Source organism: Amycolatopsis sp. NPDC003731 (genome assembly GCF_053586895.1).
Genome location: NZ_JBSFNC010000082.1, coordinates 12,941 through 35,539 on the forward strand (window position 1 = coordinate 12,941; position 22,599 = coordinate 35,539).

Sequence of the window (22,599 nt, forward strand, 5' to 3'; positions counted from 1 at the left end):
GCCCGCCGGCGGGTTCCTCCCGGCGGGCACCGCCCGAAGTCAGGAACCCGTGGGGCCCGTCCAGCCGTCCGGCACGTGGCCGATCCGGACCCGCTGCGGGTGGTCGCCGACCGGGACCGAGACGAGCTTCTGCCCCGTCGTGAAGTCGATAGCCGTCACCTGGTCGGCGCCGGCTTCCGAGATCACGCACGCCTGGCCGTCGCCGCTCACCGTGGCCCAGTACGGCTTCACCGCCGGGACCAGCGTGCCCTGCTGCAGGGTCGTGCGGTCGACCACCGTCGCGTAGTCGTCCATCGTTCCGGCGATGCAGAGCTTGGTGCCCGCCGGGTTCATCGACATGCCGTGGTGACGGGAGTCGTTGACGAAGGTCTTGCGGTCGTCGCTGGTGGCCGGGTTCTTCGGCAGTTCCTTGATCCGGGTGATCTTGTCGGTGGCCACGTCGTACTCGGCGAAACCGTTGAAGAACGACACCTGGAAGTACAGCTTCGACCCGTCCGGGGTGAACGCGACCGGCCGGACGGCGTCCGAGAGGTCGCTGCGGCCGAAGGCGTCGAGCCGCTGGCGCATGTCGATCACCTTGACCTGGCGGAAGGTCGCGGCGTCGACCACGGTGATCCGCCGGTCCCCCTTGGTGAAGTCCCAGCCCGGGTCGTCGAGGTCGGTATTGACCTCGCCGATCGACATGTTCCAGAGGTAGCGGCCGCCGTCGGTGAACACGTTCTCGTGCGGCTTGTCGCCGGTGGCGAAGGAGCCGACCTGCTGCCCGGTGACGATGTCCAGCACGTGCACGGTGTTCGACGTCGAGGCGGAGACCGCGACGCGGCGGCCGTCCGGCGACACCGCCATGTGGTCGGAGCGGAAGCCCGACACCGGGAAGCGCCAGTTGATCCGGCCGGTCGTCAGGTTGATCGAGACGACGTCGGCGAAGCTCGGCCGCGACGCCACCACCGACGAGCCGTCCGGGGTGGTGTACATGTCGTCGACGAACTGGTCGTGCCCCTCGCCGGGCCCGTTGCGGATACCCAGGAAGAAGGCCAGCTTGATCGGGTTGAGGTAGATCTCCGTCAGCCGGGCATCCTTGTCCGGGATGATGTTCACCCGCGCGATCCGGGCGAACGAGCCGCGGGACTGGATGACGTCGGCCGTGCCTTCCCAGTTGTTGCCGACGAACATCACCTCCCGCAGCGCCGCCGCGCCGGTCGCCGGCACCGCGGCCCCGGTCGCCAGCAGGGCGACGGACGCGGTGAGGCAGGCCAGGCGGGACAAGTACGACCGCTTCCGACGTGGAGTGCGCACGAGGAGACACCTTTCGGCATTGAAGAGGTGCGGTGGATTTCGCGGAGAAACGAGGTTACTGTCCGGTATTGCCACGATAACCGGCCACCGGAGCCGCTCCGGTAGGGCCGCTCGCCCAACATCGCGGACGCGGTGTTGTGGCCCTGCCACAACGGGAGGGTGCCGTGCCGGCCTCGCCGCTGCTCCGGCAGGTGCTCGACGCGATGGCCGCGGACGAGACCGTCGTCGACGAGCTGGTGAAGGCCGCGCGGGACCAGTCGCCCGAGGTCGCGCGGCTGCCGGAGGCGGAGAACCGGCGGCACGTTCAGTTCCTGCTCTCGGCCGCGCTGCGCGCCACCACGAACCCCGACAGCGCCGACTACACGACCGCCGAGGCGCTGGGCGCCGACCGGGCCGCCCAGGGTGTCCCGCTCACCGACCTGCTGCGCGGGGTCCAGGCCGGCCGGACGCTCGCGGCGCGCTTCGCCGTCGAACGCGCCCGGGCCGCGGGCCTGCCCGACGACGTCATCCTCGAAACCGTGCTCGACGCCGAGCGCTACACCGGCGCGCTGGAACGGCACATCGTCAAGGGCTACCACGCCGCCGAACTGCAGCTGTCACGAACAGTGCGGGACGCGCGGACCCAGCTGCTGCGCACCCTGCTCCTCGCCGGGCACCCGCCCACGCCGGAGGAGCTGCGGCAGGCGGGGTTGCGTCCCGAAGGCCGTTACTCCTGCGTGGTGTCCGACGTCAGCGACCCGGCGCGGGCGCGCACGCTCGAACAGGCGTTGCTGGAGTTCGGTGGGGTGTACGGCCTGGTGGAGGGCCGGCTCACCGGCCTGGCGGCCCGTCCGCCCGCGGGGATTTCGCCGGCCGAGGGCGTGGTGCTGGTCGTCGCGCCGCCGGTGACGCTGCCCGAGCTGCGGGAAGTGCACCGCCTCTGCACGGCGGCGGCGCGGATCGCCGGGCCCGGCCACCACGACCTGACCGCGCTGGCGGGCGAAGTCGCCCTGTCGGCGCAGCCGCTGCTGGCGGATCTGCTCACGGGCGGCCTGCTCGGCGCCCTCGACCCCGCGAACGCGTTCCACCGGGAGCTGGCCGCGACGGCGCTGGCCTATCTGGACCACGGCCAGCGCCTGCGGACCACGGCCGAAGCGCTGCACCTGCACCCGAACACGGTCCGCTACCGCCTCGACCGGCTGGCCGAGCTCACCCCGGTGGCCCTGGCCGAGAACAGCGGCGGCCGCGTTCTCGACGCCGTGCGGTCGTGGTGGGCCCTGCAGAACTGGCTCGGTGGCCGATAAGGTCACCCGCATGGCTGAGCTCCGCCGCATGCCGGCGACCACGGCAACCGGAGAATGCGTTTTCTGCGCCATCGGCTCGGGTCAGGCCCCGGCCGCGTTCGTGCACGAGGACGACGAGTTCGTCGCGATCGTCGACCTGCGCCCGGTGACGACCGGCCACCTGCTGGTCCTCCCCCGGGCCCACCACGCGGACCTCGCTTCGCTTCCGGCTTCCGCGGGCGCGCGGATGTTCACGATCGCCCAGGAACTGGCGGCGGCGTTGCGGCGCACGGCCCTGCAGTGCGAGGCGATCAACCTGTTCCTGGCCGACGGCAAGGCGGCGGGCCAGGAGATCCCCCACGTCCACCTGCACGTGATCCCCCGGTTCGCCGGCGACGGCTTCGTGCTGAGCGCCGACTGGCGGGTGCGGACGAAGGAGGAGCTGGTGGAGGTCGCGGAGAAGGTCAAGGCGGCGCGTTAGGCCTTGTGCAGCTTGTCCGGGTGGTGGACGGCGGTCTTGCCGGACTTCTCGCTGCGGACGAGGTATTGCGGGTTGTCGGGGGACGCCTTGACGTCCCGCTTGCCGGCGTGGGTGTCCTTGGTGAGCTTCTCCTCCACGGTGCCGACGGAGCTCTGGTTGCCGGCGTCCCACTTGACGCGGTCGCCCTTCTTGAATTCCTTGGTCATGGCGGGAGGGGTACCCCGGTTTCGCCGGCTCACCACCGGCGCCGGCCAACCGATACGGTGATCGTATGGAGCGGCGCTCGCACGCCACGTCGTTCGGCGCGGCGGCGGCCGCCTACGCCGAACACCGCCCGGACTACGCCGAGGCCGCGGTGCGCTGGGCGCTCGACCCGGCACCGGGCCGCCGGGTGCTCGACCTCGGCGCCGGGACCGGCAAGCTGACCGCCACGCTGGTGGCCCTGGGTTTCGCCGTGACCGCGGTCGAGCCCGACCCGGCCATGCTGGCGGAATTGCGCCGCGCCCTGCCGGACGTCCGTGCCCGGCCGGGCCGCGCCGAGGCCATCCCGCTGCCGGACGCGTCCGTCGACGCGGTGCTGGCCGGCAACGCCCTGCACTGGTTCGACATGGCGGTCGCGGGCCCCGAGATCGCCCGGGTCCTCGCGGCGGGCGGCGTCCTGGCCGGGCTGTGGAACGTCGTGGACGACCGGGTCGGCTGGGTGGCCGGGCTGGCGCGCGCCGGCGGAAGAGCGGTGATCGGCCCGCGGGACACCCCCACCGGCTGGCGCGCCGAAACGGCCGAGGTCCTTCCGCCCCGGTTCGGTGCCCCGGAGCGCGCCGGATTCCCGCACGGACAGCGCCGCACCGCCGGCTCCCTGGTGGCGGCGCTGGCCACCCGGGCGGGTGTCCTGGTCATGCCGCCACCGGAGCGCGAGAACACCCTCGACCGGATCCGGGCCTTCCTCGCGCAGGAACCGGAAACGGCGGACGGCGAGTTCACCCTCCCGATGCTGACCTGCGTGCTGCGCGGCCGCAGCGGGTACCCGTCCGGAATGGACGACGAAGAAACGCGCCGCGAGTTCGGCGACAGCGTCAACATGACCGCCAAGCAGCTCGACGACTGGCTCGGCACCGACGAGTCGAAGGCCGCCGGGCAGCACAAGGACGCCGAGTCGATCGGGCACCGGTCCGGCCGCCGGATCGTGGAAATCCTGCGGAAGAAGAAGGACGACCTCACCGGCGACGACCTCGCCCACATGCGCAAGGTCGTCGGCTACGTCCACCGGCACCTGGCCCAGCGCCCCTCGGGCGACGTCAAGGACACCACCTGGCGGCACTCGCTCATGAACTGGGGCCACGATCCGCTGCACTAGCCGCGTGATCCGGCAGCTCCAACGCGTTCGCCGCTTCCCGGATCGGGCGGGACATCTGCTCCAGGACGCGGTTGCGGCCCGGCAGGTACGGCATCAGCTTGATCATCCGGGTGTTGAACCACGCGAACGCCCGCGACTGCGGGATGATCCCGCGCAACGCCGTCTTCGCCAGCGCCTGGTTCTTCTCGATGAACGGCCGCATCAAGGCTTCGTAGCGGGGCAGTGCCTCGGAGAAGTCCGAGGCCAGCTCGCCCGCCAGGACGTACGCGCCCGCCAGCGCCAAGCTCGTGCCCTGGCCCGACGCCGGCGACGGGCAGTAGCCCGCGTCGCCGACGAGGGTCACGCGGCCGGCCGACAAGCGGTCCATGACCACCTGGCACACCGGGTCGAAGTAGAAGTCGTCCGCCTCGCGCATGGCCGAGAGCAGGTCCGGGATTTCCCAGCCGAGGCCGGCGAAGCGGTCCGCGACCAGGTCCTTCTGGCCGTCGACGTCCCGGCGGTCGTAGGGCAGCGGCGGTGCGGTGAACCAGAACGCCGCCTTCGCGTCGTGCGCCCGTGCCGTGCTGTAGACGTTGACCATCTTGCCCGGTGCCGCCGAGTGCAGGAGTTCCCAGCGGTCCAGCTCGAACGTGTTGGGCACCGTCGAAATCGAGATGTACGCGTCGAACCGGCGCAGGTAATCCTCCTCCGGGCCGAACGCCAGCGCGCGGACGCCGGAGTGCAGGCCGTCCGCCCCCACCACCAGGTCGAACCGGCGGGGCTCGCCGTGGGCGAACGTCACCTCGACGCCGTCGGGTCCCTGGTCGAGCCCGGTGATCCAATCGCCGAAGACGTACTCGGTGTGCGAACGGGTGGCGTCGTGGAGGATGCGGGCCAGGTCGCCGCGGAGGATCTCGGTGTCGTCGCCGTGGCGGAAGCCGAACGTGTCCGCGTCGAGGGTGGCGATCTGCTTGCCGCGCTTGTTCACGAACGCCGCGCCGCGCATGTCGGTGCTCGCCGCGTGGACCCGCTCCAGCAGGCCCATCCGGCGGACGACGTCGACCGCGACGCCGCGGATGTCGACCTTGTAGCCGCCTTCGCGCAGGCTCGGCGCGCGCTCGACGACGGTGGCCTGGAAGCCGTGGTGGTGCAGCCACCAGGCGAGGGCGGGGCCGGCGACACCGGCGCCGGAGATCAGGATGTGCTTCGTCATGCCCCGAAGCTTCGGCGGGGCCGCTGACCGCTCACGAACCGAGCGCGAACCGCCGCTGACCGGCCTCCTCGACCGCCTGCTCGGGCAGCGTTTCCCGGCCCCGGTCGAAGGCGGCGGCGTAGGCCGGGGCGCCGATGCGGGCCCGGACGCGGTCGGCCACGCCGTCGACGTCGACATCGCCGGTGACGGGCGCGCCGCGCAGCCCGACCGCCACGCCGAGCAGGAACGCGGCCCGCTCGTCCTCCTCCCGCCCGGCGAGCACCCCGGCCAGCCCTTCGATCGCCTGGGCCGCGCCGGGCAGGTTCGCGTGCTCCAGCGCCGTGGCCAGCGCTTCCTGGTGCAGTTCGGTCGCCTCGTCCAGGCGGCCCTCGGCGGCCGCCGTCCAGCCGAAGCCGGTGTGGACGCGGATGCGGGTCTCGCCGCCGGTCACCGGGTCGGCGGCCAGGGCGAGTGCCGCGGAGTACCAGCGCCGGGCCGCCACGAGGTCACCCGCACGGCGCGCGATCTCCCCGAGGCCGCCGCGGGCCCGGGCGAGCGTCACCGGCGTGCCCGCGGCGCGCGCCTGCTCGGCGGCGGCTTCGTAGTCGGCCTTCGCGGCGTCGGCGTCGCCCTGCCGCAGGACGCCGTCGGCACGGCGGCAGAGCAGATCGGCCGCGTCTTCGGCCGCGCCGAGTTCGCCGGCCAGCCGGACGGACTCGTCCATCAGCTCCCGGAACCGCGCGTGGTCGCCGCGCCAGTCCGCGAACTCCGCGAGCTTCTCCAGCGCGCTCGCCTCGCCCCAGCGGTCGCCCAAGGTCCGGAAGGCGTCCAGGGACGCCGAAAAGTGCGCCTCGGCTTCGGCGATCCGGCCGCGGTACTGGGCGCCGAGGCCGTCGCCGATCCCCGCGAACGCCCGGGACCACGCGTCCGGGCCGATCAGCGCGGCCAGCCGTTCGCCGTCTTCGGCCTTGGTGCGCGGGGAAAACGCCCACAGCAGGAAGAGGTACGGGTATCGCAGCGACCCGTCGAGCTGCCGCAGGATCGGCTCGATCGCGACGCCGGTGTCCGACGCCTGGATCACGCACAGGACGTATTCCTCGGCCAGCCCCGGCGGCGGTTCGGGACCGACCGCGGCCAGGACGGTGTCCGCGATCGGCGTCGCCTCGCTGCGCAGGCCGCGCAGCCACCAGTACCAGGACAGCGCGGCGATGAGCCTCAGCGCGGTTTCCGGGTCTTCGGCGGCGCTCCAGCGCAGGGCCGCGTGGAGGTCGGCGTGTTCGGCGGTCAGCTCGGCCAGGGCGGTCAGCTGGTCCGCGCCGCGCAGCTTCGGCTCGTGGGCGCGGGCGACGTCCAGGAAGTACTGCGCGTGCGCCGCCCGCCGGTCGTCGCCCTGCTCGGCGCAGAACGCGCGGATCGTCTCCAGCATCCGGTACCGGCGGCCGTCGAACTCGACGAGGGACTTCTCGACCAGGCCGGTGAGCACGAAGTCGGGGACATCGCAGACGCGCTCGACGGCGGCCGGTCGCGCGCCACCGGCGAACACCGCGAACCGGCCCGCCAGCACCTGTTCCTCGGCGTCCAGGAGGTCCCAGCTCCACTCGACGACGCCGCGGAGGGTCCGGTGCCGCGGCTCGGCGGTCCGGTCGCCGCGTGAAAGGAGCCGGAACCGGTCGCCGAGCCGGGCGGCGACGTCGTCGGCGGACAGCGAACGCAGCCGCGCGGCGGCGAGCTCGATGGCCAGCGGGAGGCCGTCGAGGGCGGCGCAGATCCGCGCGACCGCACCCGGCTCCGGGGCTTCGCCGGGCGCCACGGCCGTGGCCCGCTCGGTGAACAGCCGCGCCGCGGCGTCGGCGGGCAGGGCGCCGACCGGCACCAGCGTCTCGCCGGTCAAGCCGAGCGCTTCACGGCTGGTGGCCAGGACGCGCAGACCGGCGCACTCGCCCAGCAGGCGCCGCACCAGCCGCGCGGCCTCGGCGACGACGTGTTCGCAGTTGTCCAGGACCAGCAGCACCGGCCGGTCGGCGAGCCCGGCGGCCAGGCGGTCGGCCGGGTCGGCGGCCGTGCCCGGCGTCAGCACGCCCTGTTCCCGCAGGCCGAGTGCGGCGAGGACCGCGCGCGGGACGTCGGTGGTCGTCGCGAGTTCGACGAAGCAGATCTCGCCGTCGGCCCGGGCCGCGGCTTCGACGGCGAGCCGGGTCTTGCCCGCGCCGCCCGGTCCGGTGAGCGTGACGAGCCGGGCGTCGCGCAGGGCGGCGGTGAGCCGGTCGAGCTCGGCGCGGCCGACGAACCCGGTGAGCGGCACGGGCACCCGGCGGGCCGGGGCGGGAGCGGCGGCTCGGAGGACCGCGGTGTGGGCGTCGGCGAGCTCGGCCGACGGGTCGGCGCCGAGTTCGTCGGCCAGGCGCTCCCGAATCTCGGCGAACACCGCCAGGGCTTCGGCGGACCGCCCGCTGCCGTGCAAGGCCCGCATGAGCTGGGCGGTGAGCCGTTCGCGCAGCGGGTGTTCGCGGGTGAGCTCCCGCAGCTCGGCGACGAGCCGCTCGTGGTGGCCGAGCGCGAGCGCGGCTTCGACGCGGTCTTCGGTCGCGGCCAGCCGCAGTTCCACCAGCCGGGCGGCGCGCGGCGGGTCGGCGAGCCCGTCGAGCGCGGGGCCCCGCCAGAGGGCGAGAGCTTCGGTGAACAGCCGGAGCTTCACGGCCGGTTCGGGAGTTTCCCGCGCCTGCGCGGTGAGCCGTTCGAAGCGGTGGACGTCGACGTCCTGGGGATCGACGGCCAGCCGGTACCCGGCGGGGGTGAACTCGACCAGGCCGTCGGGCGCGCCGCCGTCCTTCAGGCGCCGGCGCAGCCGCGAGACCTGCGACTGGAGGGCTTCGGAAGCACCCTCGGGCGGGTGCTCGCCGTGCAGGCCGTCGATCAGCCGTTCGGCGCCGACCACCCGCCCGGCGTCGAGGGCGAGCAGGGCCAGCAGCCCCCGCAGCTGCGGCCCGCCGAGGGCGACCGGGGTCCCGTCCGGACGGTGGGCTTCGACCGGCCCGAGGATGGCGAACTGCACCGGGCAATTCTGGCCCACCACCTCGCTCAAGTTCCGGTGATTCGCACAGATCGCGACCCCGCGTCGAGGAACTCCAGCAGCCGCCCGGCTTCCGTCTCGATCTCCGCCCGCTCCCCCGCCGTCAGCCGGTCGTGGGTGGTGACCTCCAGGGCGTCGGGATGCAGCCGCCAGTCCGCGCGGTAGAAGCCGTCCACCAGCAGTGTCCCGCGGGAAGCGCCATTGCCCGGCGGCAGCGGGACCCGCCGGCCGGGCGGGAGGACCCGCGCCCGGTCGGCGTGCGCCAGCAGGACGTTGTCGTACTCCGGCAGGAACCGCGCCGGCGCCGGGGCCGAAGGGTCCGGGAGCACGCCGTCTTCCACGTCGTACAGCACTTCGCCGGACTCCGCGCGGAACGTCGGCAAGCCCATCGGCTCGACGATCTCGCGCAGCTTCGTCAGTCCCGACCACGCCTGGACGTCGGCGACCGATGCCGGGCCGAACGCCCGCAGGTACCGCCGCACCACGTCCTCGAGCGACGGACGGCAGTCCAGCGGACCGCCGAGCCAGCCTTCCAGGGTGGTCAGCGTGGCCGGGCCGGTCGAACCCCACACGCCGCGGGGTGTCACCTGTGCGGTCGGCACGAGATAGCCGACCGCGTACGAGAGCGCCTCGGCGTCGTGCGCCGGCCACCGCGCGGCCAGCGCGTCCTGCAGCTGCCGCCGGGTTCGTGGCCGCTCTTCGAGCAGCTCACGGCCGAAGCGGGACACCGCGCCGAGGTCGGCGTCGCCGATGCGGCGCCCGAAGTGGCCGGTGTAACCGTTTGCCACCACGTGCTGGACCAGCGGCCGCAGCACGCGCGCGTCCTCGGCGAGGACCAGGTGGACGGTTCCCCGCATCAGCAGCCCGCGCACGGCCTGGCGGCCGGTGATCAGGGCCGCCAGCTCGCCGGGCCGGAACCCGGAAATCCGGGTCCACAGCCCGACGTACGGCGCGAGCGGGGCCTGCGCCTGCATCCCGACCAGGTGCCCGACCATCGCCGCGGCCGGCCGCGACGTCCGTTCCAGGAGGTGCTGCCGCGCGAGCAGCGCCCGGTTGAGCGCGCGGACGTTCACGGCCGCAGCCCGCGGAAGAACGCGCGGATGTCGGCCACGAGGAGCTCGGGCTCCTCCAGCGCCGCGAAGTGGCCGCCCTCGGCGAAGTCGGACCAGTGCGCGATCTTCTCCTCGGGGTCCATGATCCGCCGGACCACCGGGGAAGAGTCGAACACCGCCCAGCCCGCGGGAACGTCCGAGGGGGCCAGCCAGCCGTGTCCGGCGTGGGCGGCCTCGTAGAGGAACCGGGCCGCGCTCGCGCCGCTGCGGGTGAACCAGTACAGACTGATGTTCGTCAGCAGCCGGTCGCGGTCGACGCCGTTCGCTCCGGTCCACGCCTCGAACTTCTCCGCGATCCAGGCCAGCTGCCCGACCGGGGAGTCGGTGAGCGCGGCCGCGATCGTCTCGGGCTTGTGGGACTGGAGGTCGAGGTACCCGCGGCCGGCCCGCCAGTCCGCGCGGGCGGCGTCCAATTCGGACTGTTCGGCCTCGGACAGGCCCTCCGGCAACGGCAGCTGCTCGCCGGCCAGCGCGATCGTGCCGCGGTCGCTGTTGACGTGCGTGCCGATCACCCGCTCCGGGTACACCGCCGCGAGCCGGCCGGTGACCCCCGCGCCGAGGTCGCCACCCTGCGCGGCGAACCGGTCGTAGCCGAGGCGGGTCATCAGCTCGGCGAACGCGTCGGTCGTGCGGGCCAGCTCCCAGCCGGGGCCGCTCAACGGCGTCGAGAACCCGAACCCGGGCACCGACGGGACGACGACGTGGAACGCGTCCGGGCCCGGCTCGGTCAGCGGGCCGATGACCTCGAGGAACTCGGCGACCGAGCCCGGGTAGCCGTGGGTGAGCAGCAACGGAACGGCGTCGGCCCGGGTCGAGCGGACGTGCAGGAAGTGGATGGTCTGGCCGTCGATCTCGGTCGTGAACTGCGGAAACGCGTTGAGCGCCGCTTCCTGGGCCCGCCAGTCGAAGCCGTCGCGCCAGTACTCGGCGAGTTCCCGGACGACGCTCGTCGGGATGCCGCGGGACCAGTCGGGCTCGTCGCCGGGCACCGGGTCGGCGAACCGGGCGGAGGCGAGGCGCCGGTGGAGGTCGTCCAGCTCGGCCTGTGGGACGTCGATGCGGAAAGGGCGGATTTCGTTCGTCATGAGCAGCACGTTATGAGCGATTGCGGAAGACTTCCTTCCGCGATTCGTGCGATCCTCGAAAAATGTTGCAGACCTCCGCTCGCCTCCTGCGGCTGCTGTCGCTGCTCGAAACGCGGCGCGACTGGACCGGCGCCGATCTGGCCGACCGGCTCGGTGTCTCCGCGCGCACCGTCCGCACCGACATCGGCAAGCTGCGGGAGCTCGGCTACCCGGTCGAGGCCGCCCCGGGCGTCCAGGGCGGGTACCGCCTCGGCGCGGGCGCCCAGCTCCCGCCGCTGCTGCTCGACGACGACGAAGCGGTGGCCGTCGCGGTCGGGCTGCGGACGGCGGCGGGGGTCGCCGGCATCGGCGAGACGTCGGTGCGCGCGCTGGCCAAGCTGGAGCAGGTGCTGCCGTCCCGGCTGCGGCACCGGGTCCGGGCCTTGCAGACGGCGACGGTCGCGGTGCCCGGCGGCGGCCCGTCCGTCGACGCGGACGTCCTGACCGCCATCGCGACGGCGATCCGGGCGAGCGAGCGGCTGCGCTTCGACTACACGAGCCACCAGCGCACGCCGAGCCGCCGCGACGTCGAGCCGCACCGGCTGGTCAGCTGGGGGCGCCGCTGGTACCTGGTCGCCTGGGACACCGCCCGCGACGACTGGCGCACCTTCCGCGTCGACCGGATGACGCCGAAGGTGCCGAACGGCCCGCGGTTCGCCCCACGTGAGCCCCCGGAGGGCGACGTCGCGCAGTTCGTCCAGCGCAGCGCGGGCGCGGCGACCTGGCGGTTCCACGCCCGGGTGCGGCTGCACGCTTCGGTGGAGTACGTCCGGTCCCGGCTGCCGATCGCGGTCGACGTCACGCCCGAAGGCCCGGACCGCTGCGTCGCCGAGGTCGGCTCCGACCACGCGCAGATGCTCGCGCTGTACTTGGGCGTGCTCGACGTCGACTTCGAGGTGCTCGACGCACCGGAGCTCGCCGACGCGCTGGCGAAGACGGGCGAGCGGTTCCTGCGCGCGGCTAACGCAGGGAGTCCGCCAGCTCCTGGATGAGCTCCATCTGCCCCCGCGCGCCGACCTCCATGCCGGACTGCAGGATGGTGTCGCGCAACTCCTTGCTGCCGGTCTCGGTCAGCAGCTCCAGGCGCGTGCGGTCGCCGTCGAGGGCGGTGAAGGTGACGGTGTTCAGCGGGCCGTCCACGTCATCGAGGTCGACGCCGGGCATCTCGAACACCTCGGTGTAGACGATCCGCTCCTCGGGCACGATCTCGCGGTACTCGCCGTGGAAGCCGACCTCGGTGCCGTCGTCCGTTTTCAGCACGTACCGCCAGCGGCCACCGGGCCGCAGGTCCAGCTCGACCTCGGTGGTCGTGCCGCGGTGGCCGCTCCACCACCGGCTCACCAGCTCCGGGGTGGTCCACACGCGGTAGACGAGGTGCTTGGGCGCGTCGAACTCGCGCGTGATGAGGACCCGGTCGTCGCCGGGGGTGGTGATCTCCACGTCACTGCTCCTGTTCCTTGAGTTCCTCGAGGACGTCGTCCATCAGGTCGAACCGCGCCGCCCACGTCCGTTCGTAGCGCTTGACCCAGTCGTGGATGGGCTTGAGCGCGGCGCCGTTGAGCCGGTAGAGCCGCTGCCGCCCGTCGCCGCGCACGTCCACCGCACCGACCTCGCGCAGCACTCGCAGGTGCTTCGACACCTGGGGCTGGGCGAGGCCGAGCAGGTCGACGAGGTCGCCGACCGACCGCTCACCGTCCATGAGGACGTCGAGGATCTGCCGCCGCCGGGGTTCGGCCACGGCGTTGAAGGTGTCTGCCGTCGTCGCTGCTCGCGCCACGCGGCTCATCATATGCCCATATGGGTATGCGTCAAGCCCGCATCCTCGCCCGCCGGTCACCACCCCCGGGTGCCGCGAATGACTCATTCGGGACGTCGGAGGTCCCGAATGAGTCATTCGCGACCTCGGCGGGCGGCCACCCACATCCTGGGCACGCTGGGCGCGCGCCGGTTCGTCTGCCACGATCGGGCGATGACCAGCCGGGCGGAGAGTCCACAGAGGACTGACGCGCGCGGTGCCCGGCGCAGCGCCAGTGCGAGCGCGGTCCTGCGGGCCGTGCTCGACGGCGGCCCGATCGCGCGCAGCACCATCGCGCGCCGCACCGGGCTGTCCGCCGCCGCCGTCACCGGGCACACCGCCGAACTGCTGCAGCGCGGACTGCTGCGCGAACTCCCGGAAGCCGAGTCACGCGGGGGTGTCGGGCGGCCGCACGTGCCCGTCGACCTCGACACGGACCGGCACGTCGCCGGTGCACTGCACTTGGCCGTGCACCACGCCACCGTCGCCCTGCTCGACCTGCGCGGGAATGTCCTGGTGCAGCACGAAGAACCGCACGACGGCCTGGCCGCCGAAGACCTGCTCGCCCGCGCCGCCGAGATCTTCGACGACCTGCTGCTCGGGCACGCGCCGGACCGTGAGCCGCTCGGGCTCGGGGTCGCCACCGGTGGCTGGGTCGACCGGGCCTCCGGCACCGTCGTCGAACACCCGCTGCTCGGCTGGCGGAACGTCCCGGTCCGCGACCTCCTGGCCGGCAGCACCGGGCTGGCCGTGGAGGTCGACGGGCACGCGCGGGCCCTGGTGCACGCCGAACGGCTCTTCGGCCACCCGCGGGCGCGGGACAGCGTCGTGCAGCTGTTCACCGGCAACGTCGTGGACGCCGCGTTCGCCACCGGTGCGACCGTGCACCACGGGCCGCGCTCGGCCGCCGGGGCCGTCGCGCACCTGCGGGTCGACGACAGCACCGAGCCGTGCCGGTGCGGGCGCACCGGTTGTCTCGAAGCCGCCGTTTCCGAAGCGACCCTCGCCCGCAAAGCCGCGGAAAGCGGATTGCTCGCACGCCCGGACTTTCCGGAATTGCTCGCGCTCGCGACCGGAAAAGATTCCGCGGCGGTGCGGATGTTCCAAGAACGCGCGCGGCTCATCGGCCAGGCGGCGGCACTCCTGCTCGATGTGCTGAATCCGGCCGTGCTCGTGGTGGTCGACCGCAGTGTAGCCCACGTCCCGAGCTGCCTTCCCATCATCCGGGACGAGGTCGGGATCCGGTCCCGCTGCGTCAACCCGACGGAAACCGTTGTGGGCACGAGCTTCCCGGGCACCGAACTGGCCACCGCCGGCGGGGCGGTGCTCCTGGACGTCCTCTACGACGACCCGCTCGGTCCACTTCCGACACGGTGGTCCCGCGCTTCGTGAAGCGCACGAGTTATTTCACGAACTCGCAAAATTGACCGTCCGTCCGGGGGCCGCCGACAATTGCTGCCATCCCCACCGACTCCCGGAACGGACGAAACCACCGTGAAGAAAACCCTGCCCCTGTTCGCCGCCGCCGTGATGCTGCTGGCCGGCTGCGCTTCGGCGACGGCCACCGGTGCGCCCGGGCAACCGGAGAAGCTGGAGCTGCGCTACCAAGGCAGCGCGAACGCCGTCACCCTGCCCGAACTCGCCGAAGACCTGGGCTACTTCGGCCCGGTCAAGCTGAAGTGGGTCGGCAACACGATCAGCGGCCCGCAGGACATCCAGTCCGCGGCCACCGACCAGACCGACTTCGGCGGCGCCTTCACCGGCGCGGTCGTCAAGCTCGTCGAAGCCGGGGCGCCGGTCAAGGCGGTCGTCAACTACTACGGCTCCGACGACAAGACCTTCCTCGGCTTCTACACCAAAGAGGACAGCCCGATCCGGACCGCCCGCGACCTGATCGGCAAGAAGGTCGGCGTCAACACCGCCGGCGCGAACCTCGAAGCCGCGCTCGACACCTGGCTCCAGGGGCAGGGCCTCTCCGGCGACGAGATCAAGCAGGTGCAGCTCGTCGTCATCCCGCCGGTGAACGCCGAACAGGCGCTGCGCAACGGCCAGCTCGACGTCGCCGCGCTCCAGGGGATCCTGCAGGACCACGCCCTCGCGGCCGGCGGCGTCCGCCCGCTGTTCACCGACGTCGGCGCGTTCGGGCCCTACAACGGCGGCCCGTACGTGCTGCGCACCGACTTCATCAAGAAGTACCCGGAAACCGCGAAGATCTTCGTCTCCGCCGTGGCCAAGGCGATCGAGTGGGAACGCACCACCCCGCGAGACGAGGTCATCGCCCGCTTCACGAAGATCGTGAAAGCCCGCGGCCGCAACGAAAGCACCGACACGCTGAAGTACTGGAAGAGCGTCGGCATCACCCGCGGCGGCCTCATCTCCGACGCGGACTACACCCGCTGGGAGCCGTGGCTCAAGCAGGAGGGCTACCTCAAGCACGACCGGATCGACACCTCGAAGCTCTACACCAACGAGTTCAACCCCTACCGCGACGGCGCCCCGGCGGTGAGCAAGTGATCAGCATCCGCTCGGTGACCAAGACCTTCGGCGCCCTGACCGCCCTCGACGACGTCTCCCTCGACATCGCCGACGGCACGTTCCTCTCGCTCGTCGGCCCCAGCGGCTCGGGAAAGTCGACGTTGCTCGACCTGCTGGGCGGCCTCGCCACCCCGACGTCCGGCGAAGTGCTGATCGACGGCGACCCGGTGCGCGGCCCGGGGCTCGACCGCGGAGTCGTCTTCCAGCAGTACGCGCTGTTCCCGTGGCGCACCGCCCGCGCCAACGTCGAATTCGGCCTCGAAGGCGGATCGCTCGGGAAGCGGCAACGGGCCGAACGGGCGCGCGAATACCTCGCCCTGGTCGGCCTGTCCGGCTTCGAGGACCGCTACCCGCACGAACTGTCCGGCGGGATGAAGCAGCGGGTCGCGATCGCCCGCAGTCTCGCCTACGACCCGGCCGTGCTGCTGATGGACGAGCCGTTCGCCGCGCTCGACGCCCAGACCCGCGAGCAGCTGCAGGAGGAGCTGCTGCGGATCTGGCGCCGCACCGGCAAGACGATCGTGTTCATCACCCACGGCATCGACGAGGCCGTCTACCTGGGACAACGGGTGGCGGTGCTGACGTCGCGGCCCGGGCGGCTCAAGGCCGTCGTCGACGTCGACCTCGGCGACCGTGCCGGGGACGTGCGCTCCGGGCCCGAGTTCGGCCGGCAGCGCCACCGGCTCTGGGAACTGCTGCACGACGAGGTCCGCAAGGCGGCCGAACACGAACGGAGCGCGGCCCGATGACGACCACCACCCTCGAAGCGCCCGCAGTCCACACCAGACCCAGCGAGCCGCCGCCGAAACCACGCAGGTTCGGGAAGACGCTCACCCGGGCCGTGCACGCCTCCGCCGCGGTCGTCCTCTTCGTGCTGCTCTGGGAGCTGGTCCCCCGGTTCGTCCTCGACGAGAGCACGCGGACGTTCCTGCCGCCGCTGTCGGAGGACCTCCAGGCCCTGTGGGAGCTGACCCTCGACGGCGAGCTGGCCGACCACCTGCTGGCCAGCGTCGGACGGTCCGCCGCCGGGTTCGCCGTTGCCGTCGCGGTCGCTGTGCCCCTGGGCCTGCTGATCGGCTGGTACCGGCCGGTGGCGCGGTTCCTGCAGCCGCTGCTGGAGCTGGCCCGCAACACCGCCGCGCTGGCGCTGCTGCCGGTGTTCACGCTGCTGCTGGGCATCGGCGAGCTGTCGAAGGTCAGCCTGGTGGTCTACGCCTGCGTGTGGCCGGTGCTGCTCAACACGATCGCCGGGGTCAACACGGTCGACCCGCTGCTGGTCAAGGCGGCCCGCTCGCTCGGGCTGTCCAGCCCGCGGCTGTTCCGGAAGGTGATCCTGCCCTCGGCGGTGCCGACGGTGTTCACCGGTATCCGGATGGCGGCGTCCTATTCGATCCTGGTGCTGGTGGCCGCGGAGATGGTCGGCGCGAAGGCCGGGCTCGGCTACCTGATCAACACGAGCCAGGTGAACTTCCAGATCCAGCAGATGTACGCCGGGATCATCGCGGTCTCGGTGCTCGGCGTCGTCGTCAACGCCGGCTTCGTCGGCCTCGAACGGCGGTTTTCCACCTGGCGTCCCAAGGAGAAGGCATGATGCACCTCAACGCGTTCGTGATGCCGAACGGCCACCACGAAGCCGCGTGGCGGCACCGTTCGACCGACCCGCACCGGGCCCGGACGCTGCAGCACTACGTCGACCTCGCGCGCACGGCCGAGCGCGGAAAGCTCGACTCGATCTTCCTCGCCGACGGCGTCGCCCTGTGGGGCAACGTGAAGCACAACTCCCACAGCCACTTCGAACCGCTGACGCTGCTGTCCGCGCTGGCCGCGTCCACGGTCCACATCGGACTGATCGCGACGGCGTCGACCACCTACAACGAGCCCTACCACCTGGCCCGCAAGTTCGCCTCGCTCGACCACCTCTCCGGTGGCCGCGCGGGCTGGAACATCGTCACCTCGGCCGGTATCGACGAGGCCCGGAACTTCAACCTCGCCAAGCGCCCTTCGCACGAGGCGCGGTACGACCGGGCCGAGGAGTTCGTCGAGGTCGTCAAAAAGCTGTGGGACAGCTGGGACGACGGCGCCGCCGTCGTCGACCGGCCCAGCGGTGTCTACGCCGACACCGACCGCATCCGCGCGATCGAGCACGACGGACCGCACTTCCAGGTGCGGGGCCCGCTCAACATCGAACGCCCGCCCCAGGGACACCCGCTGCTCGTGCAGGCCGGGTCGTCGGAGACCGGCAAGGAGTACGCGGCCCGGCACGCCGAAGCCGTGTTCACCGCGCAGCAGACGTTCGCCGAAGGCAAGGCGTTCTACGACGACGTCAAGGGCCGGCTCGCGAAGTACAGCCGCACGCCGGACGAAATCAAGATCCTCCCCGGGATCTCGCCGATCCTGGGCCGCACCGAAGCGGAGGCCCGCGAACGCGAGGCCGAGCTGAACGCGCTGATCATCCCGGACTACGGGCTGCGGCAGCTGTCGAAGATGCTCGACCACGACGTCACCGGCTACCCGCTCGACGGGCCGCTGCCCGACGTCGGCAGCTTCACCGAGGGCGGCCAGAGCCGGTTCGACCTGGTCGTCGGCCTGGCCCGGCGGGAAGATCTCACCATCCGGCAGCTGCTGGAACGGCTGGCCGGCGGGCGCGGGCACCGCGTCTTCGCCGGGACGCCGGTCCAGGTCGCCGACGAGCTGGAGGCGTGGTTCCGCGGCGGTGCCGCCGACGGCTTCAACGTCATGCCGCCCACCCTGCCCGGCGGGCTCGACGACTTCGTCGACCTCGTCGTCCCGGAGCTGCAGCGGCGCGGCCTGTTCCGCACCGAGTACTCCGGCACCACCTTGCGCGAGCACTACGGCCTCGCGCGGCCCGTCAACCGCAACCGAGTGAAGGAGCCCGCATGACCACCATCGGCACCGACGTCCGCAAGCTGACCGGGAGGATCGGCGCCGAGATCGTCGGCTTCGACCCGGCCGGCGACCTCGACGCCGCCCAGGTGGCGTTCCTGACCGACGCCCTGCACGAGCACAAGGCGCTGGTGTTCCGGAACGTCCGGCTCGACGACGAGGGCCAGCAGCGGTTCGCCGCGCACTTCGGCGAGCTCACCAAGGCGCACCCGACGGTGCCCGCCGTCGAGGGCGCGCCGGCGATCCTGCCTGTCGACAGCGAGCGCGGGCGCGCCAACCACTGGCACACCGACGTCACCTTCGTCCTCAACCCGCCGAAGGCCAGCACGCTGCGCAGCCTCGTGGTGCCGCCCTACGGTGGGGAGACGCTGATCGCGAACGCCGCCGCGGCCTACCGCGACCTGCCGGAGCCGCTGCGGGCGTTCGCCGACACGCTGCGGGCGGTGCACACCAACGACTACGACTACGTGCAGCCGCCGGAGACGGTGGACGAGCAGGAGCGCGAGCGCCGGGCGCAGTTCGTCTCGCTCAAGTACCGGACCGTGCACCCGGTGGTGCGGGTGCACCCGGTGACCGGCGAGCGCGGCCTGTTCATCGGCGGGTTCGCCCAGCGGATCGAAGGCCTGTCGGTGACCGAGTCCCGGGACCTGCTGCGACTGCTGCAGTCCTACGTGACGCGACCGGAGAACGTCGTGCGCGTGGCGTGGGAGCCGGACCAGCTGGTGCTGTTCGACAACCGGATCACCCAGCACTACGCGATCGACAACTACGACGGCCTGCCGCGGCGGCTCAACCGCGTCACGGTGGCCGGCGACGTCCCGGCCGGCATCGACGGGCGGCCCAGCGAGTCGCTCGAAGGTGACGCGTCGCACTACACCTCCGTCGCCTAGTCAGGTCCCGTCCGCGCCCGGGTAACCGGGTGCGGACGGGAAGGAGTGGTCGGCCGGGCCGCCGCGCCAGGTCCGGCGGGCGCCGGAAAGCACCATGGCGCTACGCCGCCGACCTGGTCGCGCGGCTCGGCTGCACGGTGACGCTGCCGGTCTACCCGCTGGTCCCACGGGATCGACGCCGAGCGCATCGTCGTCTCCGGTGACTCCGCGGGCAGCGCGCTGGCCCGGGATGTTCCACAACTGGCTCATGCAGGCGATCCCGGAAGGGGGCGAGGCGATGAACCACGTGGAGCGCCTGCGGCGGCGGCCGGTCAGCGCCCGTTCCGCGCCAGGTCCCGGAAGCAGTCCCACGCGCGGCTGACCAGTGCCGGGTGTGTCCGCAGGTCGATCACCGTGCGGGCCAGCGCCGCCGCCGAGGCCAGCATCGCCGCCCGGCCGCGCGGACTCGCCGCCGCCTCGGCGAACTCGGGCGTGTGGTCCGACTTCTCCTCCGCGGTAATACCCACGAACGGGTGGATCGCCGGGACCCGGACGCTGACGTCGCCGATGTCCGACGACCCGAGGAAGGCCCCCGGCGCCGGCGGGGTCGCGTGGATCCCGCAGGCCGCCAGGTGCTCGGTGAACCGCTCCGACAGCACCGGGTTGTCGCGGAAGTGCGCGTACCCGCGCCCGAGGCGTTCGACGTCGACCTTCGCCCCGGTCGCCAGCGCCGCGCCTTCCGCGCACGTCGTCACGTCCTCGACCAGGCGGTCCAGCGCGTCCGTCGTCAGCGCGCGGAGGCCGAACCGGCCTTCGGCGCGGTCGGGGACGATGTTCGTCGCCTCGCCGCCTTCGGTGATGATGCCCTGGACGTGCGACCCGGTGGGCAGCCGCTGGCGCAGGGCCGAGATCGCCCCGAACGCCTGGATCAGCGCGGCGAGGGCGTCGATGCCGTGCTCCGGGTCGCCGGTCGGGTGGGCCGCCCGGCCGTGGAAGGTCACCTTGACCTCGACCTGCGCGGTCAGCGGCGCCCACGACCACGAGTGCACGCCCGGGTGAATCATCAGGGCCGCGTCGACGTCGTCGAAGACGCCCGCCTCGGCCATCGCGACCTTGCCGCCGCCGCGTTCTTCGGCGGGGGTGCCCACGGCGAGCACCGAGCCCGGGGTGTCACCCAGGACGTCCTTGGCGGCCAGCGCGGCCCCCAGTCCGGCCGCGGCGATCAGGTTGTGCCCGCAGGCGTGCCCGAGCCCGGGCAGGGCGTCGTACTCCAGCAGCAGCGCGATGCACGGCCGCCCTTCACCGGCGCGGGCGACGAACGCCGTGGGGAGCCCGGCGATCCCGGTTTCCACGGCGAAGCCGTCGGCGGCCAGTTCGCCGGTGAGCCGCTCGGCGGCGGCGTGCTCCTCATAGGACAGTTCCGGCCGCTCGTGCAGCGCGGTGGCGACGGCCCACAGCCGCTCGTCCAGGTGCTCGATGCGCTCGTCGGCCCGCTCGTGCAGCTCCTCGTGCCACTCCATGCCCTCCGGGATACCCCAACCACGCGCGGTCACGCCACCGGGGGTGTTTCACGCGGACCACGTCCGGCTACTCCGGCGCCATGGACCACAGCAAGGCACCGGTGCTCGAGGCGCTGCGCGACTACCACAGCGCCGGCTACGTCCCGTTCAACGCCCCCGGCCACAAACAGGGCCGCGGCGTTGATCCCCGGGTCCTCGACATCGTCGGCGCCGACGTCTTCAAGTCCGACGTCATCGCGCTCAACGGCCTCGACGACCGCCTGATGCGCCAGGGCGTGCTCGCCGAAGCGCAGGAGCTGATGGCCGACGCGGTGGGCGCCGAGCACACGTTCTTCTCGACGTGCGGCAGCTCGCTTTCGGTGAAGAGCGCGATGCTCGCCGTCGCCGGTCCGCACGAAAAGCTGCTCGTGCCGCGGCACGTCCACAAGTCGGTGATCTCCGGGCTGATCGTCAGCGGCGTCCGGCCCGTCTGGGTCCGGCCGCACTGGGACGCCGAACGGCACCTGAGCCACCCGCCGGGCGTCCGGGAGTTCGCGGAGGCCCACGAGCGCGATCCCGAGGTCAAGGGCGCCCTGGTCGTGACCCCGACCGACTACGGCACCTGCGGCGACCTGCGCGCGATCGCCGAGTGGTGCCACGACCGCGGGCTGCCGCTGATCGTCGACGAGGCGTGGGGCGCGCACCTGCCGTTCCACGACGGACTCCCGCCGTGGGGCATGAACGTCGGCGCCGACGTGTGCGTCACGAGCGTGCACAAGATGGGCGCGGCGGTCGAGCAGAGCTCGGTCTTCCACCTGCAGGGCGACCGCGTGGACCCGAAGGTGCTGAAGGCGCGCGAGGACCTGCTGGGCACGACGAGCGCGAGCTCCCTGGTGTACGCGGCCCTCGACGGCTGGCGCCGCCAGATGGCCGAGCACGGCAAGGAACTGCTCGAAGGTGCGCTGACACTCGTGGAGTCGGTTCGCGGCCGGCTGGGCGAGCTGGGCGTCACCGTGCTGCACGACGAACTGCTCGGCCCGGACCTCGCCGACTCGGCCGACCCGCTCAAGGTCGTCCTCGACCTCGATCCCCTCGGCATCAGCGGGTACCAGGCCGCCGACTGGCTGCGCGCGCACCGGCGCGTCACGGTCGGCCTGTCCGACCACCGGCGGATCGTCGCCCAGTTCACCCACTCCGACGACGAAGGGACCGCGGGCACGCTGCTCGACGCCGTCGAAGCGCTGGTGAAGGCCGTGCCGTCGTTCGAAAAGCCGCCGAAGGTGGATCTGCCGTCGCCGCGGGAGATGGAGCTGGAGACGGCGATGCTGCCGCGCGACGCGTTCTTCGGCGAGACCGAGCAAGTGCCCGTGGCGGAAGCGGCCGGCCGGATCGCGGCCGAGATGATCACGCCGTACCCGCCCGGGGCGCCCGGCGTGCTGCCCGGCGAGGTGATCACCCAGCCGATGCTCGACTACCTGCGCAGCGGGCTCGGCGCGGGGATGCAGCTGCCCGACCCGGCCGACTCCGAACTCGAGTCCATCCGGGTCGTCGCGAAGGGGTGACCGCGAGGGCGCCGCTTCCCGGGAAGCGGCGCCCTCCTCCGTCAGGCCTTGGCGCTCTTGAGTTCCAGGGGGTTCTTGGGGGCGTCGGAGCGGGCGTCGATCATCCGCTGCCCCAGTTCCTGCAGCTGCTTGCGGCCCATCGCCGAGCGGACCTCGGGGAACCACTCGTCCTCTTCTTCTTCGACGTGGTGGCGGACGTTCTCGGTGAGCACGGTGACCTTGGCGTCGAAGGTCTCGTCCTTCGGGTCCATGCCGAGCAGTTCCGACAGCATCCACACCACGACGTGGTGCTCCTCCACGCTTTCCAGCACGTGGTCCTTGGTCTCCGGCACGGCTTCCCGCGCGGCCGGGTAGAAGATCTCCTCCTCGATGTAGGCGTGGACGGTCAGCTCTTCGATGATCGAGTCGGCGATCCGGCGCTTCTCGTCGTACGCCTCCTCCCCCGCCTTCTCGAATTGCTTGAACAGCTTCTCCACGGTCTTGTGATCGTTCTTGAGCAGCACGATGGCGTCGGTCGACATGGACGGTCGGATACCCGCTGCGCGCGCGGGAAAACCCGGTTTGC

At 72.4% G+C, this 22,599-nt stretch carries 21 protein-coding genes and 1 pseudogene; 12 read left to right on the forward strand and 10 right to left on the reverse strand.

Going from position 1 to position 22,599, the window contains the following annotated elements; genetic code table 11:
• Positions 1-39: 39 nt before the first annotated feature.
• Positions 40-1,296 (reverse strand): YncE family protein, encoded by a 1,257-nt coding sequence (locus ACWDN5_RS28860; RefSeq protein WP_310975735.1) that lies wholly within the window; start codon positions 1,294-1,296, stop codon positions 40-42.
• Positions 1,297-1,460: 164 nt separating this feature from the next.
• Here ACWDN5_RS28860 and ACWDN5_RS28865 point away from each other — a divergent pair, with 164 nt between their 5' ends.
• Positions 1,461-2,579: a helix-turn-helix domain-containing protein gene (locus ACWDN5_RS28865; protein ID WP_310975734.1), complete on the forward strand. Its 1,119-nt coding sequence runs from the start codon at positions 1,461-1,463 to the stop codon at positions 2,577-2,579.
• A gap of 10 nt (positions 2,580-2,589) precedes the next feature.
• Complete coding sequence (locus ACWDN5_RS28870) at positions 2,590-3,039, forward strand: HIT family protein (protein WP_449678490.1); 450 nt, start codon at positions 2,590-2,592, stop codon at positions 3,037-3,039.
• Here ACWDN5_RS28870 and ACWDN5_RS28875 read toward each other — a convergent pair.
• Positions 3,036-3,245 carry a hypervirulence associated TUDOR domain-containing protein gene (locus ACWDN5_RS28875; RefSeq protein ID WP_310975732.1) on the reverse strand — a complete coding sequence of 70 codons (210 nt, stop codon included), beginning with the start codon at positions 3,243-3,245 and terminating at the stop codon, positions 3,036-3,038. The two genes, ACWDN5_RS28870 and ACWDN5_RS28875, sit on opposite strands and share 4 nt — an antisense overlap.
• A gap of 65 nt (positions 3,246-3,310) precedes the next feature.
• Here ACWDN5_RS28875 and ACWDN5_RS28880 point away from each other — a divergent pair.
• A pseudogene (locus tag ACWDN5_RS28880) lies at positions 3,311-3,643 on the forward strand (class I SAM-dependent methyltransferase); the annotation flags it as partial.
• Positions 3,644-4,072: 429 nt separating this feature from the next.
• Positions 4,073-4,393 carry a DUF3140 domain-containing protein gene (locus ACWDN5_RS28885; protein ID WP_310975764.1) on the forward strand — a complete coding sequence of 107 codons (321 nt, stop codon included), beginning with the start codon at positions 4,073-4,075 and terminating at the stop codon, positions 4,391-4,393.
• Here ACWDN5_RS28885 and ACWDN5_RS28890 read toward each other — a convergent pair.
• From ACWDN5_RS28890 to ACWDN5_RS28905, 4 genes are read right to left on the reverse strand one after another with little or no spacing between them, the layout of a single operon-like run.
• Positions 4,362-5,585 (reverse strand): FAD-dependent monooxygenase, encoded by a 1,224-nt coding sequence (locus tag ACWDN5_RS28890; RefSeq protein ID WP_449678491.1) that lies wholly within the window; start codon positions 5,583-5,585, stop codon positions 4,362-4,364. The two genes, ACWDN5_RS28885 and ACWDN5_RS28890, sit on opposite strands and share 32 nt — an antisense overlap.
• Before the next feature lie 31 nt (positions 5,586-5,616).
• Entirely contained in the window at positions 5,617-8,616 is a 3,000-nt protein-coding gene (locus ACWDN5_RS28895; RefSeq protein ID WP_449678492.1) for a BTAD domain-containing putative transcriptional regulator, read from the reverse strand.
• 26 nt (positions 8,617-8,642) lie between these two features.
• Positions 8,643-9,707, reverse strand: coding sequence for a winged helix DNA-binding domain-containing protein (locus ACWDN5_RS28900; protein ID WP_449678493.1), 1,065 nt, complete (start codon positions 9,705-9,707; stop codon positions 8,643-8,645).
• On the reverse strand, positions 9,704-10,831 hold the full coding sequence (locus ACWDN5_RS28905) for an epoxide hydrolase family protein (RefSeq protein ID WP_449678494.1): 1,128 nt from the start codon (positions 10,829-10,831) through the stop codon (positions 9,704-9,706). Before ACWDN5_RS28905 ends, ACWDN5_RS28900 begins: the two co-directional genes overlap by 4 nt.
• Positions 10,832-10,893: 62 nt before the next feature.
• Between ACWDN5_RS28905 and ACWDN5_RS28910 the strand changes: the two genes are divergently transcribed.
• Positions 10,894-11,862: a helix-turn-helix transcriptional regulator gene (locus ACWDN5_RS28910; protein WP_449678495.1), complete on the forward strand. Its 969-nt coding sequence runs from the start codon at positions 10,894-10,896 to the stop codon at positions 11,860-11,862.
• Here the strand turns inward: ACWDN5_RS28910 and ACWDN5_RS28915 are convergent.
• Together ACWDN5_RS28915 and ACWDN5_RS28920 are read right to left on the reverse strand one after the other, a co-directional pair.
• On the reverse strand, positions 11,831-12,310 hold the full coding sequence (locus ACWDN5_RS28915; RefSeq protein ID WP_449678496.1) for an SRPBCC family protein: 480 nt from the start codon (positions 12,308-12,310) through the stop codon (positions 11,831-11,833). The two genes, ACWDN5_RS28910 and ACWDN5_RS28915, sit on opposite strands and share 32 nt — an antisense overlap.
• Position 12,311: 1 nt before the next feature.
• Complete coding sequence (locus tag ACWDN5_RS28920) at positions 12,312-12,647, reverse strand: ArsR/SmtB family transcription factor (protein ID WP_310975725.1); 336 nt, start codon at positions 12,645-12,647, stop codon at positions 12,312-12,314.
• Positions 12,648-12,839: 192 nt separating this feature from the next.
• Here ACWDN5_RS28920 and ACWDN5_RS28925 point away from each other — a divergent pair, with 192 nt between their 5' ends.
• From ACWDN5_RS28925 to ACWDN5_RS28950, 6 genes are all read left to right on the forward strand, one after another.
• Positions 12,840-14,057, forward strand: coding sequence for an ROK family protein (locus ACWDN5_RS28925; protein ID WP_449678510.1), 1,218 nt, complete (start codon positions 12,840-12,842; stop codon positions 14,055-14,057).
• A 102-nt stretch (positions 14,058-14,159) separates the two neighbouring features.
• Positions 14,160-15,179, forward strand: coding sequence for an ABC transporter substrate-binding protein (locus tag ACWDN5_RS28930; protein WP_449678497.1), 1,020 nt, complete (start codon positions 14,160-14,162; stop codon positions 15,177-15,179).
• Entirely contained in the window at positions 15,176-15,949 is a 774-nt protein-coding gene (locus ACWDN5_RS28935; protein WP_449678498.1) for an ABC transporter ATP-binding protein, read from the forward strand. The genes ACWDN5_RS28930 and ACWDN5_RS28935 overlap by 4 nt, the downstream gene beginning before the upstream one ends.
• Positions 15,946-16,791: an ABC transporter permease gene (locus ACWDN5_RS28940; RefSeq protein ID WP_449678499.1), complete on the forward strand. Its 846-nt coding sequence runs from the start codon at positions 15,946-15,948 to the stop codon at positions 16,789-16,791. The genes ACWDN5_RS28935 and ACWDN5_RS28940 overlap by 4 nt, the downstream gene beginning before the upstream one ends.
• Positions 16,788-18,101 carry an LLM class flavin-dependent oxidoreductase gene (locus ACWDN5_RS28945; RefSeq protein WP_449678500.1) on the forward strand — a complete coding sequence of 438 codons (1,314 nt, stop codon included), beginning with the start codon at positions 16,788-16,790 and terminating at the stop codon, positions 18,099-18,101. The genes ACWDN5_RS28940 and ACWDN5_RS28945 overlap by 4 nt, the downstream gene beginning before the upstream one ends.
• The gene (locus ACWDN5_RS28950) at positions 18,098-18,994 is read left to right on the forward strand and encodes a TauD/TfdA dioxygenase family protein (protein WP_310975720.1); all 897 of its coding nucleotides are present in this window, start codon (positions 18,098-18,100) and stop codon (positions 18,992-18,994) included. Before ACWDN5_RS28945 ends, ACWDN5_RS28950 begins: the two co-directional genes overlap by 4 nt.
• A gap of 311 nt (positions 18,995-19,305) precedes the next feature.
• Here the strand turns inward: ACWDN5_RS28950 and ACWDN5_RS28955 are convergent, their stop codons facing one another.
• Complete coding sequence (locus ACWDN5_RS28955; RefSeq protein ID WP_449678501.1) at positions 19,306-20,493, reverse strand: amidohydrolase; 1,188 nt, start codon at positions 20,491-20,493, stop codon at positions 19,306-19,308.
• A gap of 80 nt (positions 20,494-20,573) precedes the next feature.
• On the opposite strand from ACWDN5_RS28955, the gene ACWDN5_RS28960 reads away from it, so the two are divergent.
• Entirely contained in the window at positions 20,574-22,034 is a 1,461-nt protein-coding gene (locus tag ACWDN5_RS28960) for an aminotransferase class I/II-fold pyridoxal phosphate-dependent enzyme (RefSeq protein WP_449678502.1), read from the forward strand.
• A 41-nt stretch (positions 22,035-22,075) separates the two neighbouring features.
• On the opposite strand, the gene ACWDN5_RS28965 is transcribed toward ACWDN5_RS28960, so the two are convergent.
• Positions 22,076-22,555, reverse strand: coding sequence for a hemerythrin domain-containing protein (locus ACWDN5_RS28965; protein ID WP_310975717.1), 480 nt, complete (start codon positions 22,553-22,555; stop codon positions 22,076-22,078).
• Between the last annotated feature and the right edge of the window lie 44 nt (positions 22,556-22,599).